At 60.3% G+C, this 15,294-nt stretch carries 20 protein-coding genes; 10 read left to right on the plus strand and 10 right to left on the minus strand.

Translation table 11 applies throughout. The features are described 5' to 3' along the window. Window positions 1-160: 160 nt before the first annotated feature. The 3 genes from MU551_RS10370 to MU551_RS10380 all read left to right on the plus strand — a co-directional run bounded on the left by MU551_RS10370 (window position 161) and on the right by MU551_RS10380 (window position 2,617). Window positions 161-835 carry a haloacid dehalogenase type II gene (locus tag MU551_RS10370; RefSeq protein ID WP_247043658.1) on the plus strand — a complete coding sequence of 225 codons (675 nt, stop codon included), beginning with the start codon at window positions 161-163 and terminating at the stop codon, window positions 833-835. A 61-nt stretch (window positions 836-896) separates the two neighbouring features. Further along, entirely contained in the window at window positions 897-1,253 is a 357-nt protein-coding gene (locus MU551_RS10375) for a PadR family transcriptional regulator (RefSeq protein ID WP_247043660.1), read from the plus strand. Continuing rightward, window positions 1,250-2,617: a hypothetical protein gene (locus MU551_RS10380; RefSeq protein ID WP_247043663.1), complete on the plus strand. Its 1,368-nt coding sequence runs from the start codon at window positions 1,250-1,252 to the stop codon at window positions 2,615-2,617. The genes MU551_RS10375 and MU551_RS10380 overlap by 4 nt, the downstream gene beginning before the upstream one ends. Before the next feature lie 62 nt (window positions 2,618-2,679). On the opposite strand, the gene MU551_RS10385 is transcribed toward MU551_RS10380, so the two are convergent. From MU551_RS10385 to MU551_RS10400, 4 genes are all read right to left on the minus strand, one after another. Next, on the minus strand, window positions 2,680-3,099 hold the full coding sequence (locus MU551_RS10385; protein WP_247043665.1) for a hypothetical protein: 420 nt from the start codon (window positions 3,097-3,099) through the stop codon (window positions 2,680-2,682). Between the two features lie 162 nt (window positions 3,100-3,261). Continuing rightward, window positions 3,262-3,612, minus strand: coding sequence for a hypothetical protein (locus tag MU551_RS10390; protein ID WP_247043666.1), 351 nt, complete (start codon window positions 3,610-3,612; stop codon window positions 3,262-3,264). 229 nt (window positions 3,613-3,841) lie between these two features. Further along, window positions 3,842-4,522: an NUDIX domain-containing protein gene (locus tag MU551_RS10395; RefSeq protein ID WP_247043673.1), complete on the minus strand. Its 681-nt coding sequence runs from the start codon at window positions 4,520-4,522 to the stop codon at window positions 3,842-3,844. Continuing rightward, window positions 4,519-4,911, minus strand: a complete 393-nt coding sequence (locus MU551_RS10400; RefSeq protein ID WP_247043675.1) for a DUF4406 domain-containing protein — start codon at window positions 4,909-4,911, stop codon at window positions 4,519-4,521. Before MU551_RS10400 ends, MU551_RS10395 begins: the two co-directional genes overlap by 4 nt. Before the next feature lie 47 nt (window positions 4,912-4,958). Between MU551_RS10400 and MU551_RS10405 the strand changes: the two genes are divergently transcribed. Continuing rightward, entirely contained in the window at window positions 4,959-5,720 is a 762-nt protein-coding gene (locus MU551_RS10405) for a DeoR/GlpR family DNA-binding transcription regulator (protein WP_247043677.1), read from the plus strand. 412 nt (window positions 5,721-6,132) lie between these two features. Here the strand turns inward: MU551_RS10405 and MU551_RS10410 are convergent, their stop codons facing one another. From MU551_RS10410 to MU551_RS23615, 3 genes are all read right to left on the minus strand, one after another. Continuing rightward, window positions 6,133-6,411 (minus strand): MafI family immunity protein, encoded by a 279-nt coding sequence (locus tag MU551_RS10410; protein ID WP_247043679.1) that lies wholly within the window; start codon window positions 6,409-6,411, stop codon window positions 6,133-6,135. Between the two features lie 177 nt (window positions 6,412-6,588). Next, window positions 6,589-7,035, minus strand: coding sequence for a hypothetical protein (locus tag MU551_RS10415; RefSeq protein ID WP_247043682.1), 447 nt, complete (start codon window positions 7,033-7,035; stop codon window positions 6,589-6,591). Between the two features lie 25 nt (window positions 7,036-7,060). Beyond that, window positions 7,061-7,399 (minus strand): PadR family transcriptional regulator, encoded by a 339-nt coding sequence (locus tag MU551_RS23615; protein ID WP_372489840.1) that lies wholly within the window; start codon window positions 7,397-7,399, stop codon window positions 7,061-7,063. A gap of 348 nt (window positions 7,400-7,747) precedes the next feature. Here MU551_RS23615 and MU551_RS10420 point away from each other — a divergent pair, with 348 nt between their 5' ends. After that, window positions 7,748-8,131 (plus strand): PAS domain S-box protein, encoded by a 384-nt coding sequence (locus tag MU551_RS10420; protein ID WP_247043684.1) that lies wholly within the window; start codon window positions 7,748-7,750, stop codon window positions 8,129-8,131. 101 nt (window positions 8,132-8,232) lie between these two features. Here the strand turns inward: MU551_RS10420 and MU551_RS10425 are convergent, their stop codons facing one another. After that, a complete protein-coding gene (locus tag MU551_RS10425) occupies window positions 8,233-8,457 on the minus strand; it encodes a hypothetical protein (RefSeq protein ID WP_247043692.1) in 225 nt (74 codons plus the stop codon). A gap of 450 nt (window positions 8,458-8,907) precedes the next feature. Here MU551_RS10425 and MU551_RS10430 point away from each other — a divergent pair, with 450 nt between their 5' ends. After that, on the plus strand, window positions 8,908-9,336 hold the full coding sequence (locus MU551_RS10430) for a response regulator transcription factor (RefSeq protein ID WP_247043694.1): 429 nt from the start codon (window positions 8,908-8,910) through the stop codon (window positions 9,334-9,336). A 60-nt stretch (window positions 9,337-9,396) separates the two neighbouring features. Here the strand turns inward: MU551_RS10430 and MU551_RS10435 are convergent, their stop codons facing one another. Further along, window positions 9,397-10,116, minus strand: a complete 720-nt coding sequence (locus tag MU551_RS10435) for a class I SAM-dependent methyltransferase (RefSeq protein WP_247043696.1) — start codon at window positions 10,114-10,116, stop codon at window positions 9,397-9,399. A gap of 313 nt (window positions 10,117-10,429) precedes the next feature. Between MU551_RS10435 and MU551_RS10440 the strand changes: the two genes are divergently transcribed. Next, a complete protein-coding gene (locus MU551_RS10440) occupies window positions 10,430-10,789 on the plus strand; it encodes a VOC family protein (RefSeq protein WP_247043704.1) in 360 nt (119 codons plus the stop codon). 776 nt (window positions 10,790-11,565) lie between these two features. Here MU551_RS10440 and MU551_RS10445 read toward each other — a convergent pair. Next, complete coding sequence (locus MU551_RS10445; protein WP_247043706.1) at window positions 11,566-11,838, minus strand: DNA gyrase subunit A; 273 nt, start codon at window positions 11,836-11,838, stop codon at window positions 11,566-11,568. A gap of 454 nt (window positions 11,839-12,292) precedes the next feature. Here MU551_RS10445 and MU551_RS10450 point away from each other — a divergent pair, with 454 nt between their 5' ends. From MU551_RS10450 to MU551_RS10460, 3 genes are read left to right on the plus strand one after another with little or no spacing between them, the layout of a single operon-like run. Next, complete coding sequence (locus MU551_RS10450; RefSeq protein WP_247043708.1) at window positions 12,293-13,396, plus strand: site-specific integrase; 1,104 nt, start codon at window positions 12,293-12,295, stop codon at window positions 13,394-13,396. After that, window positions 13,393-14,904: a tyrosine-type recombinase/integrase gene (locus MU551_RS10455; protein ID WP_247043710.1), complete on the plus strand. Its 1,512-nt coding sequence runs from the start codon at window positions 13,393-13,395 to the stop codon at window positions 14,902-14,904. The genes MU551_RS10450 and MU551_RS10455 overlap by 4 nt, the downstream gene beginning before the upstream one ends. Further along, window positions 14,891-15,277 (plus strand): DUF6262 family protein, encoded by a 387-nt coding sequence (locus tag MU551_RS10460; protein ID WP_247043712.1) that lies wholly within the window; start codon window positions 14,891-14,893, stop codon window positions 15,275-15,277. Before MU551_RS10455 ends, MU551_RS10460 begins: the two co-directional genes overlap by 14 nt. Window positions 15,278-15,294: the final 17 nt, after the last annotated feature.

Below are 15,294 nucleotides of genomic sequence, written 5' to 3' on the forward strand. Positions count from 1 at the left end.
TGTCGGGCTCATTGGATACCCTCCTGAGAATGAATCTCAAGAAACTGTTGACAATTGACAATGAACAATTTAGATTCATAGTGAATCAAAAACGCTGCTCGGTCGAAGACGCAGAAGGCGACCGAGGCCCTCTCCTAACACCTGAATGAACGGACGAAAAATGGCAACCACAAACTTCCGGCCCAAGTACGTCTCCTTTGATTGCTACGGCACGCTGATCAACTTCAACATCGATCCCACCACGCGTCGTCTCTTGGATGGCCGCATCTCTGAGGAGCAGTGGCCTGCCTTCAAGGCGATGTTCCGCGGCTACCGCTACGACGAAGTATGCGGCGACTACAAGCCCTACGAGCAGATCTTTCAGAACTCCTTTGATCGCGTGTGCAGGCAGTGGGGCCTGGCACCGACCGAGGGAGCCGGCGCACACTTCACTGAAGCGGTACGCGGCTGGGTTGCCCACGAGGACGTCCCGGCCCCGCTGAAGACAATGGGCGAAAACTACCAGCTCGTGATCCTGTCCAACGCAGACGACAGCTTCCTGGAAACCACTGTTCCGAGGCTCGGCGCAGACTTCCACGCCGTGCTGACCGCTGAGCAGGCCCAGGCCTACAAGCCCCGATACCAGGCCTTCGAGCACATGCTCAATTCCCTGAACGCCAAGCCGGAGGACTTCGTCCACGTCTCCTCGCACACCCGGTACGACTTGATGCCGATGCACGACATGGGCTTCCGAAACACCGTGTTGCTGGACCGTGGTTACGACCCCATCACCGAGGGCTACAACTACACAACCGTGAAGTCCCTCGACGAGCTGAACAAGCACCTCGGCCTCTAAACCTCTCTGGGTGTGCAGCCTCGAGCAGTCCTAATATGACCATTCTGGGTATATTACCGACATGAGCGAAGTCGCCTTTTGGATCCTGACGGCCCTCGCGGGCGGACGCCAGCACGGATACGCCATCCTGCTTGACGTTGAGCAGCTCACGGCGGCAGCGGTCTCGTTGCGGGTCACGACGCTCTACGCCACACTGGAACGTCTGGAACGGGACGGGTACGTTCGCCGGGCCGGTGAAGAAACAGTCCACGGACGCGCGCGCCGCTATTACGAACTCACAGACGACGGGCGTCAGGCGCTGGCCTTGGAAGCGGTAAGGCTCGCTGCCAGGCTTCGTGCTGTGGAAAACCGGCTGGCGGCCCGGCCTGCTCCCGGCCGTCCCTCTCCGGCAACGATGTCATGGGGGTTTGCGCGATGAGCAATGACCGACGGCGCCGGTATGCCCGGCTGTTGCGCTGGTATCCGCGGTCCTGGCGCGAGGACAACAGCAGGATTGTGCTCGACAGTCTCGAACAGCATGCCAGCGACCAAGGCATCGCGCGCCCGTCCATTCCGGAAGCCTGGTCGCTTCGGGCCAACGGGCTGGGCGAGAGGGCTACGCCTGGATGGGCTGCGGGTTTCGCCGGTGCAGCTTTGATCGCCTTCCTGGGTGCCACGGCACTGTTGTTGAGCAACGCGGGCATGCTCCCCGGGGCAGGTGGTGTCAGGCTTCTACTGGCGGTATACATCGGACCATTCGCCTTTGCCCTCGCGGCCGTCGTACTTCTCCACCAGGCCGGGCGGCTTTCGGCCCCGGCGGCATTGTCCACCGCGGCCGGGGCCCTTCCGGCATTCGGTTTCGGAGCGCTGACCGCAGCGAGCTGGGCCGTCGCATTCGAGGAGGCCGATGCCGGCGCCGGGCGCAGCTGGTTTGGATCCTCGACGCTTGTATTTCTCATCCTCGCCTGGAGTGCCGGCACGATTGCGCTCATTGCACCAGTCAGCTCGATGCTGGGGAAACGTCGCTCACTGCCCCTCCGCCTGGTCCAAAGTATTTTCCTGGCGGCACCTGTCGCGCTGATCCTCGGCGCCCTGACACTGATGGCACCGATGCTCGGCACACTTGGTGCTGCCGTCCAGCTCGTCGTAGCACTGCGGTTTCGCAGCAGCACCAAGCGCGCGGCAGCAATGCATCAGGCTGTTCCGGCAGCGGCGCAGCCGTCCCCGCCGACAGGGGCGGCGTTCTTGAACCGGTGGAGGGGTGCTGCAGCCTACGCAGCGGCGCTAGTGACCCTAATAGTGGGACTTGGCTGCGCAGTGTTTGCCCTGACCGGCAGCAATTGGGCACCGATGATCATCGATTCCACCCACGCCATGAACCTCGGTTTGGCTGGCGGGGCACTGGCAGCCATCCCTGTGTCCCTCGCAGCCGGGATGGTCCTTACGCCGCGCTTTGGCAGCGTCATGCGCTGGTCCGCCATTCTCTGTTGCGTAAGTCTGACCGTGGTTGCGATCGCGCAGCTTCTCGGGGCTGGGCATCCCACGCAGTGGCCGCTGATCCTTGTTGCGGCAACACTGATGGGCTTCGCGCTGGCGCTGCCTTTTGAGCGTCTCGTCCCCGGAGCCCGCCTGCTGCGCATCATCGTGACGGCGGTGCTCGGTCTCGCCGGTGCCATTATCGGACTAAATCTGGTGATGATGGCTGCCTTCATCGCACCCCTTGCAGCCGCGGCACTCCTCGTGTGGTTAGTGATCCGCCTGTCCGGGCAGCGAAGACCAGTTCCGCAACCGGTCAGACAATAAGGCTGCTGGCACGCACGGAAGCCAGCTCTTGTAGTTCGTGGATAGGCGGTCGAATCGAACCGTTACACATCGAACCTCGTGAAGTACCAGATCAAGCACCCCACCGAGACAACCACGAGTGCATAGTTAAATCTTGTGGTGACCCGCGTTTCGCGGCCGCTCCGGGCAAAGCGTCCGTTCAGCCAAGCGGAGGTTATGGGATCCTCATTATCGGGTCCGGCCCCCACAGCAACTTTGCCAGGCATTACACCCACTTTGCTGACATACCTTCTGCCGCGTGCTGTAATCACAACCCGATACCGGTTCTCGACGTCTTCGACGGCACCGAAGGGTATGTAGTGCGTCTTCTCCCCGTTGCACAACTCAAAGCCTGATTCCGTAACCGTCACACGAGGCAGCCAGGCAAGCCCGTGGGCCACCAAATGGAGCGTTGCCGCTATCGGAATAGGCTTGCGGGTAGTTCTCTTGGGCTGGGAGGTCATTAACGACGTCTTGGCCGCGTGGCTTTTATTCATGGCAGGCCGCCACTGAGATCTCCCGCGCCCAGGGTTTCCGGAAAGTAATCCTGGCCCAACTGTCGTCTTTCCCCATGAACAGAATCCCCACACTAAGAGTTCTTCCATTATCAAGGCGAGCCCAAGCATCTAGGCTGATGCCCCGGCATCTGTCGTCACTGGGTAGCCCCACTCTTGGAGCGTGTCAGCAACGTCATTGGGCCGCTTTGTCCAGAACGTCCAAACAGTGCCGCCGTTCTCGATGATTTTGACCCTTGAAAAATGATTTCCCAAAGCCCCGCGCTCCGGGTACACGCTCGCTATCCGTTCACGTTCAACAATCCATGGACCGACGAATCGACCAATAAACCTGTGACGGAAGACTAACCTCTCTTCCGTAATGTCCATCCAAATTCCGGGACGACCCACACTCGTACCCCAAGGAAGGATCAGGCCTCCGATGAAGAAATCGGAGTCTTCGTCCAGGGAATCTTCACTCACGCGTCTGTCCTTTCACCTTGACGGCTTATGGGCTTTCGTCAGCTAGCTGAACCTAAGCACAAGACTGCCGGCCAGCGATAGGTCCCAACACGGCCCATTCTCCCCATTCCCACTTCCCTGGAACTGGGAACAGCCGCGCTGGGACGCTTCGAATCAGATGGAGCAGCAGTCGATATCGTGCACTCAGGAACAGGGTCATGGTCAAGCACGTTCGGCGGGTGCATTCATCTCAAAAGAGGTGGGTCATGGCTGCCCACTGGAGAAGAATGACGGTCTTGCCGTCGACGATCCTGTCATCGAATGTCATAGCAAGTGCTTCATCGAAGGGAATCTCGAGTACTTCGATGTCTTCACCTTCTTCCTGCAGACCCCCTCCGGGCGTTGCCCGGTCGGAGGGGCTGTAAGGTGCGGCATAGAAATGGACGCACTCTGTGACGGAACCGGGGCTCATATAGAGGTCGAAAACATGTTGCAATTCCCCCAACGTGACTCCGAGCTCTTCGCTGGCTTCCCGCCGGATCGCAACTTCGGGGGCATCGTCATCAAGAAGGCCCGCGGCCGTTTCGATGAGCATGCCGTCATGGTGCCCGTTGACGTAAGCCGGGAACCGAAACTGACGGGTCAACAGAACCGTTCTCCGGAAAGGATCGTAGACCAGAATTGTGGCACCGTTGCCCCGGTCGTAGGTTTCCCGCTCCTCCATGACCCGTCGCCCATCGCGCCGGCGGTAGGTGAAGGTGGTCCGGCGCAGAACGTGCCACCCGTCTGACGTTACTTCGACCCGGGTGATACTGACGTCCGGGTTGCGGTCCAGGCCGACACCCGCACGGTCCAAGCCTGTACGGCCCCGGCTGTCCGGGACGTCCACGCCGGGCTGTTCAAGAACAGGGTTCCCGGGATTCGGTCTCACTGAATGGTGTCCGTCTGCGTCAGGGCGACGCCGGGGACCTGGTCCAGGCTGTAGTAAACAGGTATGCCTCGGTCGAGGGCAATCGCAACGTCCTGGTCGGCTCCTCGCGACTCGCCGGCCAGCCTGAGGACCGCATCACATCTCTGGAGAAGGCGTTCAGCTGCCGGATACATCACCTGACCAGCAATCGGATCCGAGAGATCCTCCACGCCCGCACTCTCCAGAACGGGGAGCGCCACCCACTCCCCGATCATGGGCAAATGTCCGGCTTTGAAGATCGGCCAGGCCACCTGTTCAAGGCGGGTAAGGTTGCGGCGCAGCAGGACGGGGTCATCCCCCGTCCCGGAACGGTAGGGGCCAGCAATCAATATCATCAGGGACTTGGTCATGCACACTAGAATAGTGCAAAAACATGCACAAATCGGAAGGAACGTGAATGCTCGCCGCTGAACGCCAGTCAATCCTCCTCAGTCGCCTTGCAGAACAAGGAAAGCTGATAGCCAAAGACATCGCGGCCGAGTTAGGTCTGTCCGATGACACCGTCCGCCGTGACCTCAGAGAACTTGCCGCCGCAGGGATGTGCCAGCGGGTATACGGAGGAGCCCTGCCCGTTTCGCCGGCGGCCGCGGACTACACCGCTCGCATCGGTGTTCAGCCGGACAGCAAAGATCGGGTCGCCCGGTGCGCTGCCCGCCTCATCGATCAGGGCAGTACCGTCATCCTCGACGGCGGCACAACCACCCTCGCCGTCGTTCGAGCGCTAACGCCTTCCCTCAACTGCACGATCATCACCCACAGCCCCACTATCGCCGCAGCACTTCTGTCATTCACGGGCATCGAAATCTTCCTTCTCGGAGGTCGTCTGTTCAAACATTCGGCGGTGACCTGCGGTGCCGCCGCAGTGGAAGCAGCACAGGCGATCTCCGCTGACCTGTTCCTTCTCGGGGTGACAGGCGTGCACTCCTCGGAAGGGTTGACCACGGGGGACGTGGAGGAAGCGGCCATGAAGCGGGCACTCGCGGGACGGGCAGCCGATACCTACGTTCTTGCCAGCGCAGAAAAGATCGGCGTCGCCTCCCGCTACCAAGTCCTGCCCCTGACTGACATTGCAGGAATCATCACCGACCGACCGGAAAACGATGCGACTCTCAGCGCGCTCCGAAGGAACGGTACGACCCTCATCGATGCGAACACCTGATCTCTGCAGTTGCATATCCCGGTACACAAAACGACGGAGGCCCGTCTCAGGAGTACTCAATTCCGCAAGACGAAGGTATGGGCCGGCAGGTCACCCTTCATGGGGTCTAGACAGACTGAAGAAACAGCGGAATCAAAGGGTTTGGCTCTCAAAAACCAGGCAGCCCTATGCTCCAGACGGCGAATCCAGGTCGATCGGGCTAAGTCGCATGCCGTCGGGGACGATCGCTGAGGCGCTGGCGGGCCTCAGCGCCAAGCCCGATCCTGCAGCAACGAGAATACACACACCCCAGTCCTCAAGTTGCCCCCTGACGGATGTCCCACTTCCTTGGAAATGGGACATACCTGTTCACGGGACGAATGTGGTCCTAGCTATCTCCCCAGGATCACCAGGGCGAGTGCGAGCCAACCCTCTAGGTTTCGTCTGCAACGTTCTCAAGGAGCACTTCTGCATACATTGAGGCTGCGCCTAGCCGCTGTCCCGCAAGACGAAGATCTTCGATCATGCTCGCGCTGAGGACAATGTCGTACTCGTAGAGCTGGGTGCAGAGGGTCTCGTAGGCGACCAGGAGTTCCCCCACCTGAACCAACTCTTCGATGTTCGCCACGTCGTCCTGCGATAAATCCCTGGCCGCCGACATTGCCTGGTGAAGACGGACAGTAATCTCTTCGCAGCTGAAGTGATCAGTCATGGACCTGGGTATCCCATAATGCCTTCTCCACTCCGTTCCCCTAAGACTCGCATTTTGACCCCGTCTCGTATTTCTTTCCCCTTGGGAATTCGCGGTGGCCGCGGTCTACGAGGCTGCCAATCATTCCGGCGCTGGCTCCTGATAGGGCCTTCGGTTGGTTCCCGGACTTCCGGCACTCTAGCTAAGTGGATCCTTGGCCTTACGACCAACATAGATCAGCACGGATCCCAGGATTGTCAAAACAGCAAGAAAAATAGTGATCCATCCGGCGTACTTAAAACCCAGAGCCAAAGCCGCTAAGCCGATGACAAGTGGGGTGCCGAAAACCGCGACAAGGACCCAGCCAAACACCCGCACAATCATCCTCAACGACTTCCAGCGATCGGCGCGGGGAGTGGCTAACGCCACCTGCAGCTCTTCACCTATGACTGACGCCGGAGTGCCCAATTTTCGGAGTTCCCCAACAATGTCCTGGTTAGAGGGACTTCCGGGAAGTGCATCCTCAAGGTGTGATTTTAACTGGTCACGAAGCGTTACCCGGCGTTCGGAAGGAAGGATTTCCGATAGCCTGTCGAACTCTTCGAAGTATGAACTTACTGCTTTACTGTCGTTTATCGCTGTCACTGCTCGTCCCCTCAACGTGGCTGTCTTAACTCCTGGTCATCAACGATTCAACCGAGTCGGAGAACCTATGCCACTCAGTACGAAATCGTTCGAGTTCCTCGATGCCGGCCTTTGTTATCCGATAGAGACGGCGGGGTCGCGAGCCTGTAGTCGTATCCCAATCGCTTTCGACCAGCGATGCCTTCTCTAGCCGGTCCAAGGCTGGATATATTGTTCCGTGGCTTGTCAAAAGACCCCCGGCTGAGTCGAGACGTCGGACCAGCGATAGCCCGTACCCAGGTTCCTCGGAGAGAAGGGCAAGGATGCACGGGCCCACGACCCCCCGTCGCAACTGTGAGCTGAAGTCGACCGAGTCTTCATTCATGTTGCAAACACTATCTTGTTATACAAGATCGATTCGTCATCAAGGTTTCGTCAGCACTCCCGTCACACACGAAGCTAAACCCAACCCGGGCCGTCAGCTTTGATGGTTCTGCGAGCCGCCTTCTGCTTCTCCTGGGTTATGGGAATCGACGACGTCGAGAAATTCGAGAGATCCGCCAGTCACTTTTCGTAGGACGGTTAAGCACGAGGCTGACGGGACAGCCAGCTGCCGCGTCTTCAGCTTTGTTCAGCGGCTGGAAGGGCGTCGTAGGTGTAGGAAGCAACGGCCAGGGGCTTGACCCCGCACAGTCGGCCTCCTACCGTGGTGGCAACTGAAAGGAGCCTTACGATGACCGTGTCGCATGAGACCGCATTGGCAGAGCTGGCCGGGCATTTCAAGCCGGTCTTCGAGCAAAGCCCTGACGGCGTCTACCTCTGGCTAAACGAACAGCACAAGGTCTGCAACCAGCGGTTGGCCGCCATGTTCGGGTACGACGTCCCCGAGTGGCAGGAGGTCGACGACTTCGCCGACACGTTCATCGCGGACGAGAGTCGGTCGATGTACGTCTGGCACTACCAGCATCAAGTCGGCGGCCTGCAGTATCCGGTGTCCTTCCGCTTCCGCGGCAAGCGCAAGGACGGGTCAACTTTCGACGCGGAGACGGACATGATTCCGCTGACGTACGCCGGGCATGTCGTGGCCTACCACTTCGTCCGCCAGATCGGCGCCTAGCTACAGGGGCGGATTGGGGCCGATGAGTGCACCGCCCCCAATCCCGTTCCGGTGAGAAGAAGCTCGATCAGCAGGCGAACTGCTACATATAGCGCTGCCGCTCATGCGAGTATCCGCGCACAGCGGCGTTGTGGGCCGCCGCGGAACGCGAGCGTGAGGAACACGAGCGGGACAACGAGCGGCCGCATCCGCGTGGTGATGCCCGGGAGATCGAGCTCGCGGCTGTCCACGCGGAACATCTCGCCGCTGTACTTCTCGAGGAAGCGTTTGACCCGCTGGGCCAGGGTGGCCAGCAGGGCGGGGCCAGGGCCGGGGGCGCCCCACATCGCTACTTCACGGGGCGGAGCTATTGTCCTCTCTTGCTAACCACCGAGCCGAGTCCCAGTGGACTGGGGTGGAACTACCCTGCCAAGTGATTCGTGGGTGCGCAGAGGATCGATACTCAGAGGGCCAAACATCCGTCCCGCTGACGTCCCAGTTCCTTGATTGTGGGACATGTCCCGCCGGTGATGCGGGCGAACCGCGAGCCAGAGTGTGCGGCGACGCTGGTAAAAAGCTTTCGCACTCGCTTTCATCCATTCGAAGTCATAATTTCATCTATGTAGTGTGCCAGCTTGGAAGGTCCGTCGATCCCCCAATTGTCGGCGGGCCTTCTTTCTCTGGCTCCGACGCCAGGCACTCAAACGCCGGACACGGGCTAAGGGCTCCTCCGACGGCGCTTCCTTCATCCCGAACCCCCGTAGACTCAGGCGGAAGAAATCAGCTTGGGGGAAGCCATGAAATCACGCGGCAATTGTCTGGTCATCGAACACGATCACGATGTCAGGGAACTTCTGGCCGTGATCCTCACTGGCGAAGGCTTCGATGTGTACACCGTTGCCACCGCCGCGGAGGGAGTACAGGCAGCCCAGACCCTGGACCTGGCCCTCATCGCCTTGGACCTTGGCCCCCCGGAGGTCGACGGCTCCGAACTCGTTCTCAGCTTCAAGAAAACCTCGGATGCCCCGCTCCTCATGATCACCACAAAAGCCCGCGCCATCAATGAGGACCAGGGCCTTGCCGCGGGAGCAGACGCCTATCTGGTCAAACCCTTCCGCCCTGCCCTGCTTCGGAAGCTCATCAACCAGCTCAGCCCGCAACAGCAATTCAGGACGGCAAAAACCCATACTATGCAGGACGAAAACTACACGGAACAAGCCTCATAAAGGACCTGTGGTCGGTGACCTTCACGCTCACCTAGATCGCCGCCCTGGGCGTAGCCGCAGTCAGGTTGCTTGGGCTGACAGGAGCAGGAACAACGGAACACGGCGTCTGCGGGCCAACTCGGCTTCGTCTCCGCCAAATCGGCTGGGTTCCGGTGCGCACTCCCGCAGGGCTGTCAGGTTGAATCCAGCACCAGTAATCCCATCCACATACTGTTCAACGGTGCGGTGGAACCAGGTCACGGTGTCACCCATCCACAAGCGCTCTCGGGCTCCACTAAAGAAGTAGTCATCAACGGTCCAACTCCCACGCGGTCCTGGGGATGGCTGCGCATCGGATGAGGTGATAACGGGGTGAAGAACTGAGAAGCAGAGCCTCCCACCGGGACGCAGTGCGGCATGGCAGGCGCGCAGAACGGCGTCCAGGTCCTCAAGGTAGTGCAGGGCCAGCCGCGAGACCACAAGGTCAACGCTCCCGGCAGGAAGCGAGAGCTCCTCCATGTTCTGAACGGCCGCCGTCCCCCGGGTGTCCTGGAGTGTCACCTCGGCTCGCGTGACCATCTCCTGGGAACCATCAATACCCATGTAGTTGGTGCATCCCTGTCGTAGAAGCATTGCCCCCAGTGCTGCGTCTCCACAACCAAGATCCAGGACATCTAACCCTGCTACGTCGCCGAGCTCAGCAAGCAGCGCGGGCTCCTCCATCGTGAAATTCGGGCTGGAAACTCCGCCGTGGCGATGAGCTCCGTACCTCTCGGCCACGCCCGGACGGTCATAAAACAAGGCCCCACTCTTCGATCCGGAAGAAATATCCGGGGATGGGATGCCATTTTCAGAGCTTGATTGAGTCACCCTCACAGTCCATCACAGGGTAAACCCACTTCGACGGCGCCACCGAGCCCTGTCTCAATGCCTTGGAAGTGGGACTCACTTGGTGGGACACTCCTTGCTGGGTGTCAAAATATTTGCGCACCTCAACGAATTCGGGAGGCGGCCCGGTGCGGGCCTATAAGGGACGTATCCAATCCGCACGGCGACTGGCGCGTCCGCATTCCAATCTCGTAAAGAGCGCGGGTGGGCCGATAGCATCACTGGCATGTCACCCACAGCAATAACTACTGCCTTCATCCCCGTTCATAATCCAGCATCAGCTGCGCTCTGGTACAGCGAGACCCTCGATCTGGAAATCCTGACGACCAATAGCTCAAGCGCAGTGCTGGGACCGACCTCCGGAACGACGTCAATAACCTTGCTCGGCCCAGAAAGCGGCATCAAAGTCGCGCCAGGTCTCAAGTGGGCAACATGCAACTTCCTCGTTGAAAATCTCCATGAGAAGCGCGCCGCGCTCCAGCGCCTGGAAATCCAAACCACCGACGTCGAAGGGTCACCGGAGATCTGTCTGTTCTTCACACTTCAAGACCCGGATGGAAACACCCTGCTGCTGACCGACCGTTAATCCCGCAGCCCAGCTAGCCTCCACCGCCTGACCAAATAGTCGGGATCGCTCGTTGTGGCAGGATCGACCAAATCCGTTTCCTGCAGCCATGGGGCGCCCCAAATTTGGATCCGCCCTTCTCGTAGGAGCTCGATCAACGCAGTGCTGATGTCCTCCACGGAAGCGCCTCCTTCACTGCGAATCTCCTCTATTCCTGCTATCTCCGGCAACGGGATCTCGTCCTCAAGTCCTAGGTCCAGAATTTCCTGCCGAAGCTTCGTCGGATCGATCATGGCACTAGGGAAACGCGCACGCCGTCAAGTGGTCCGCCGAAGTACCTGAGATACGCGTCGGGCCCGGATACCCGGCTGGCCCGGAAGCCCTCCGGGAAGCACCCTGAGACCCACCGAGCGGTGGGCACTTAGGTGGTGGCCACCGCGAGCCATCTTCGGCGCACGGCTTTTCCTGATTTCGCTTCGCGACATGGCAATATGACTTTCCCGTAAGTTCTCCCAAGACTCCAGCCACAATCCCCCATCACAAAAACCATTCGGAGCGGTTTCAGACATTCGGTACGCGCGTTGTAAATCGCAGCGATAAAGTGGCGGCAATTCCTCGACACTAAATGTCGGCCCCCGGGTGCCGTAAGCCGAACCTCAACCGGGCCAGTTTCCTCGGTCTACTCCGCAAAGTGAGAAGCCGGACAACTCGGATCGCAGGGCCGCAGCGACTTCTATCGGAACTAGTCCGGATGCGTTCGATAGAGGAATCAGTAATCGACCGAGAATACGAAGTCCTCAGCGGCCATCGGGCAACTTTGATCTGAGTTCCTCTGCGCGGGAAGCAATGGCCTGACGCTGGTCCCGGGTGAATCTTCTAGCCTGCTGGTCGAGGACTGCCCGGCTGCCCAACTCTCCCACACCCAACAGCTCACCCACCCGACGGATTGCTTCGTCCATATCTTCTGAATCCTCAATGACATGGAAGACCTCGTCACGCCGATCCATCGCCTGCACCAAGGCCTCGAGGACCATCAACTCTTGCCTTGTCTGCAGCTCATCCTCATCCATGCGGCGATTCTTGCACGGCGGAAGTCATTGGGGCACTGCGTCCAGCTGGGGAACGGACTACGGAACATCCTGGCGGGACAAGGATAGGTGTCCGGACGATCTACTGCGGGCTGGAATACGGCAAACACGATGAGCATCACGAACAAGAATCCCTGCGCGACAGCAAAGGGTCCGGACATGGAATAGCAGGCCTGCCTCGTCGCCTTGCTGGTTCTAGTCATCCATGCCCCTTGGTCGCCAGGACTGACTCATCGTGCTGCTCCGGGAAGCAAGTGTCAACATCGGTAGAAGGCATTAGCCAGTTCACGCCGAATGGAGTATTCAAAAACGACCGATATCTTTAGTCCTCCGGCTGCTGTCCGCCATGTAGTTTACGGGGGTTTGGGGCTCTGGTTGCTTTGTCGTGGATGGGTTAGCGTCTTGTCCGTCCACGAGGCAGCTGACGGGAGCGGCAATGCGGGTATCGAAGGTGCTGGATCCGGCAAGCAATGCGGTGTCTTTCACGCTTTTAAGCCACACCGGTGTGGTGGAACCGGCGGAGCGGTATCTGCGGTATCTCGCCGAGACGGAGCGGTCACCGAACACGATTAAGGCCCACGCCCACGATTTGAAGGACTGGTTCGTTTTCCTGCACGAATACGGACGTGACTGGCAGTCCGTGAAGCTGGAAGACGTCGGGGCGTTCATCCGCTGGCTGCGGCGTCCGCCGGACATGCGTGGCCAGGTCTTTTCGGTGCTTCCGGCCATCGGGCACCATTGCGGTGAAGCAACGGTGAACCGCAAGCTTTCCACTGTATCGATCTTCTATCAGCATGCCGCCCGCAATGGCCTTGACCTGGGCGAGCTGATCACGTGCTGGGACCCTTCCGCACGCCAGGGAGGGTGGAAACCCTTCCTGCACCACATCAGCAAGGGCACCGCGAAGCAGCGCCGGGTGGTGAATCTTCCCGTGACGGCAAGGATTCCCCGCCTCCTGGCCCCCGACGAAGTCCAAAGCATCCTGGATTCGTGCGGACATCTCCGGGACCGGCTGCTGTTCGCGCTGCTCCATGACGCCGGTATCCGGATCGGTGAAGCCCTGGGGCTTCGGCATGAGGACGTCGCCGTGGCCGAACGGGAAATCACCGTCCGTCGGCGCGACAGCACTAACGGTGCGCGCGCTAAATCGCCTCACTCTCGCACCGTCCCTGTGACCGCCGAACTGATCCGGCTGTATGCCGACTACCTCGACGTCGAATATGGCGACCTGGATTCCGACTACGTCTTCGTCAACCTGTTCGGCCGGCCCCACGGGCAGGCGATGACATACGCCGCCGTCTATGCCTTGGTGCGGCGGCTTCAGCGTCAGACGGGCCTCGGGTTTGAACCGCATTGGTTTAGGCACACTTATGCCACCCGGATGCTGCGCGAGAAAGTCCCTATCGAGGTCGTCTCGAAACTGCTGGGCCACGCCAGCCTCACGACGACGGTCAAAATCTATGCCCATATCTCCAGCGATGATGCCCGCCGCGCTCTAGCTGATGCTGGTTGGTTCGCCTCAAGGACGGTGACGATATGACCACTCTTCAACCTGTGCCTTCACGAAACGATCCGCCGCCGATCCGGACATTGCCCGCGGCGAAGGCGCGCCTGGGCGCCGCGCCGTGGGATACCGAGTTTCCCAAGGATGTGTGGCATGCGAGAGCCCTTGGTATCGCCGCCCGCAGCCAAGTCACGGTCCGCTTCGAGAGCATCACCCGGCCCTGGTTGAAACAGCTGGCGAAGCGATGGGCACGCTGGCGGCTGACGGCCGGGTTGACGATTGAGTCCGCGGTGCTGGGGACCAAGGCCGTGGAGAGCTTCAATGCCTTTCTGGATTCATCGAGGATCCCGGTCAACGGCACCTCTGACATTGACCGGGCAGTGATCGAGGGGTTCCTGGCATATCTGCATACCCACAGCGCCGGAGCAGCATCGCACCGGATCCGGATCGGTCAGTTCAACACGTTCCTGCTCACCATGCGCCGCCACGGATGGGTGACGGATCTGCCCGCTACGGCCCAGATCTACACCGAGGACTATCCCAAAGAGACGGTCAGGCAGCCCCGGGCGCTGAGCGAATACGTCATGGCCCAGCTGGAAAACCCGGAAAATCTTGCCAAAATGGCCAGTCCGCATCACCGGCTGATCACTCTGATTCTGATCCGGTGCGGGCTGCGGATCAGCGACACCGTGGCCCTGACCCAGGACTGCATCATCAGGGACAAGGACGGCGCCCCGTACCTGCGTTATCTGAACCACAAGATGAAACGCGAGGCGCTCGTCCCCATCGATGAGGAACTCGAACGGGCCATTGCGGAGCAGATCAGTTACGTCAACGGCATGGGCAATTCCGGGACCCGCCTGCTTTTCGCCCATGACAGGGTGGACGTTTACGGCGCCGGACACGTCAGCGCAAGCTCATACACTTACGCTCTTCGGTCATGGGTTACAGGCTGCAACATCGCCGATGAAAACGGGAATCCTGCCGTGGTCAGCCCGCATCGTTTCCGTCATACGTTGGGCACCAGACTGATCAACCTCGACGTCCCGCAGGAGGTGGTGCGCCGGATCCTGGATCACGACTCGCACCAGATGACAGCCCACTACGCCAGACTCAGCGACATAACCATCCGGCGGCACTGGGAAGCCGCACGGAAAGTCAACGCATCCGGCAGCGACGTCGAGCTTGATCCCGACGGGCCCTTGGCCGAGGCCGCCTGGTCCAAACAGCGACTGGGCAGGGCGACTCAGGCGCTCCCAAACGGATACTGCGGACTCCCGGTGCAGAAGAGCTGCCCGCACGCCAATGCGTGCCTCACGTGTCCAATGTTCATCACCACCGCAGACTTCCTCCCGCAACACCGCGAACACCGGACACAGGTCGTCCAAATCATCTCCGCCGCCGAAGCCCGCGGCCAGCAGCGCCTGGCTGAAATGAACACACGCGTGCTCGGCAACCTGGACCGCATCATCCAAACACTCGACAACGAAACGCACGCAAACACTGACCATCTGCACGAGGAGGACAGCCGTGCGGGCAGATAACAGCCGCCACATCCGGCAGGCCGCAGAACGCAGGCACGAACTCACCCGCTCCAAAGCCGTAGCGGCACTGCGTGAACTAGAAAAGCAGGGAGGAGCCGTCACCTTCGAAGCCGTAGCGGCCGCTGCCGGCGTATCCCGCTCCTGGCTCTACACACAGGCCGACCTGCGCGCCGTCATCATTGGTCTGCGCGATGAGGGCGGGTCCCGGCAGCCCCGCATAAACCGAAGCAGCGCCAGCACGGAGTCCCTGCGCGCCCGCCTCACCGCATCTCTTGAACGGAACCGGGAGCTATCCGCAGAAATCGAGCACCTCAGGCACCAGCTGGCCCTCGCCCTGGGACACTCGCGGCGCCGGAACGCCGGGAGCCCCTGAAGGAACCACGACCGAGC

This window comes from Arthrobacter rhizosphaerae, from assembly GCF_023062595.1.
Taxonomy (GTDB): Bacteria; Actinomycetota; Actinomycetes; order Actinomycetales; family Micrococcaceae; genus Arthrobacter; species Arthrobacter rhizosphaerae.

Coding starts and splice junctions, on each gene's coding strand:
- MU551_RS10370 (WP_247043658.1), top strand. CDS start 161: ATGGCAACCACAAACTTCCGGCCCAAGTACGTCTCCTTTGATTGCTAC.
- MU551_RS10375 (WP_247043660.1), top strand. CDS start 897: ATGAGCGAAGTCGCCTTTTGGATCCTGACGGCCCTCGCGGGCGGACGC.
- MU551_RS10380 (WP_247043663.1), top strand. CDS start 1,250: ATGAGCAATGACCGACGGCGCCGGTATGCCCGGCTGTTGCGCTGGTAT.
- MU551_RS10385 (WP_247043665.1), bottom strand. CDS start 3,099: ATGACCTCCCAGCCCAAGAGAACTACCCGCAAGCCTATTCCGATAGCG.
- MU551_RS10400 (WP_247043675.1), bottom strand. CDS start 4,911: ATGACCAAGTCCCTGATGATATTGATTGCTGGCCCCTACCGTTCCGGG.
- MU551_RS10405 (WP_247043677.1), top strand. CDS start 4,959: ATGCTCGCCGCTGAACGCCAGTCAATCCTCCTCAGTCGCCTTGCAGAA.
- MU551_RS10410 (WP_247043679.1), bottom strand. CDS start 6,411: ATGACTGATCACTTCAGCTGCGAAGAGATTACTGTCCGTCTTCACCAG.
- MU551_RS23615 (WP_372489840.1), bottom strand. CDS start 7,399: ATGAATGAAGACTCGGTCGACTTCAGCTCACAGTTGCGACGGGGGGTC.
- MU551_RS10420 (WP_247043684.1), top strand. CDS start 7,748: ATGACCGTGTCGCATGAGACCGCATTGGCAGAGCTGGCCGGGCATTTC.
- MU551_RS10425 (WP_247043692.1), bottom strand. CDS start 8,457: ATGTGGGGCGCCCCCGGCCCTGGCCCCGCCCTGCTGGCCACCCTGGCC.
- MU551_RS10430 (WP_247043694.1), top strand. CDS start 8,908: ATGAAATCACGCGGCAATTGTCTGGTCATCGAACACGATCACGATGTC.
- MU551_RS10440 (WP_247043704.1), top strand. CDS start 10,430: ATGTCACCCACAGCAATAACTACTGCCTTCATCCCCGTTCATAATCCA.
- MU551_RS10445 (WP_247043706.1), bottom strand. CDS start 11,838: ATGGATGAGGATGAGCTGCAGACAAGGCAAGAGTTGATGGTCCTCGAG.
- MU551_RS10450 (WP_247043708.1), top strand. CDS start 12,293: ATGCGGGTATCGAAGGTGCTGGATCCGGCAAGCAATGCGGTGTCTTTC.
- MU551_RS10455 (WP_247043710.1), top strand. CDS start 13,393: ATGACCACTCTTCAACCTGTGCCTTCACGAAACGATCCGCCGCCGATC.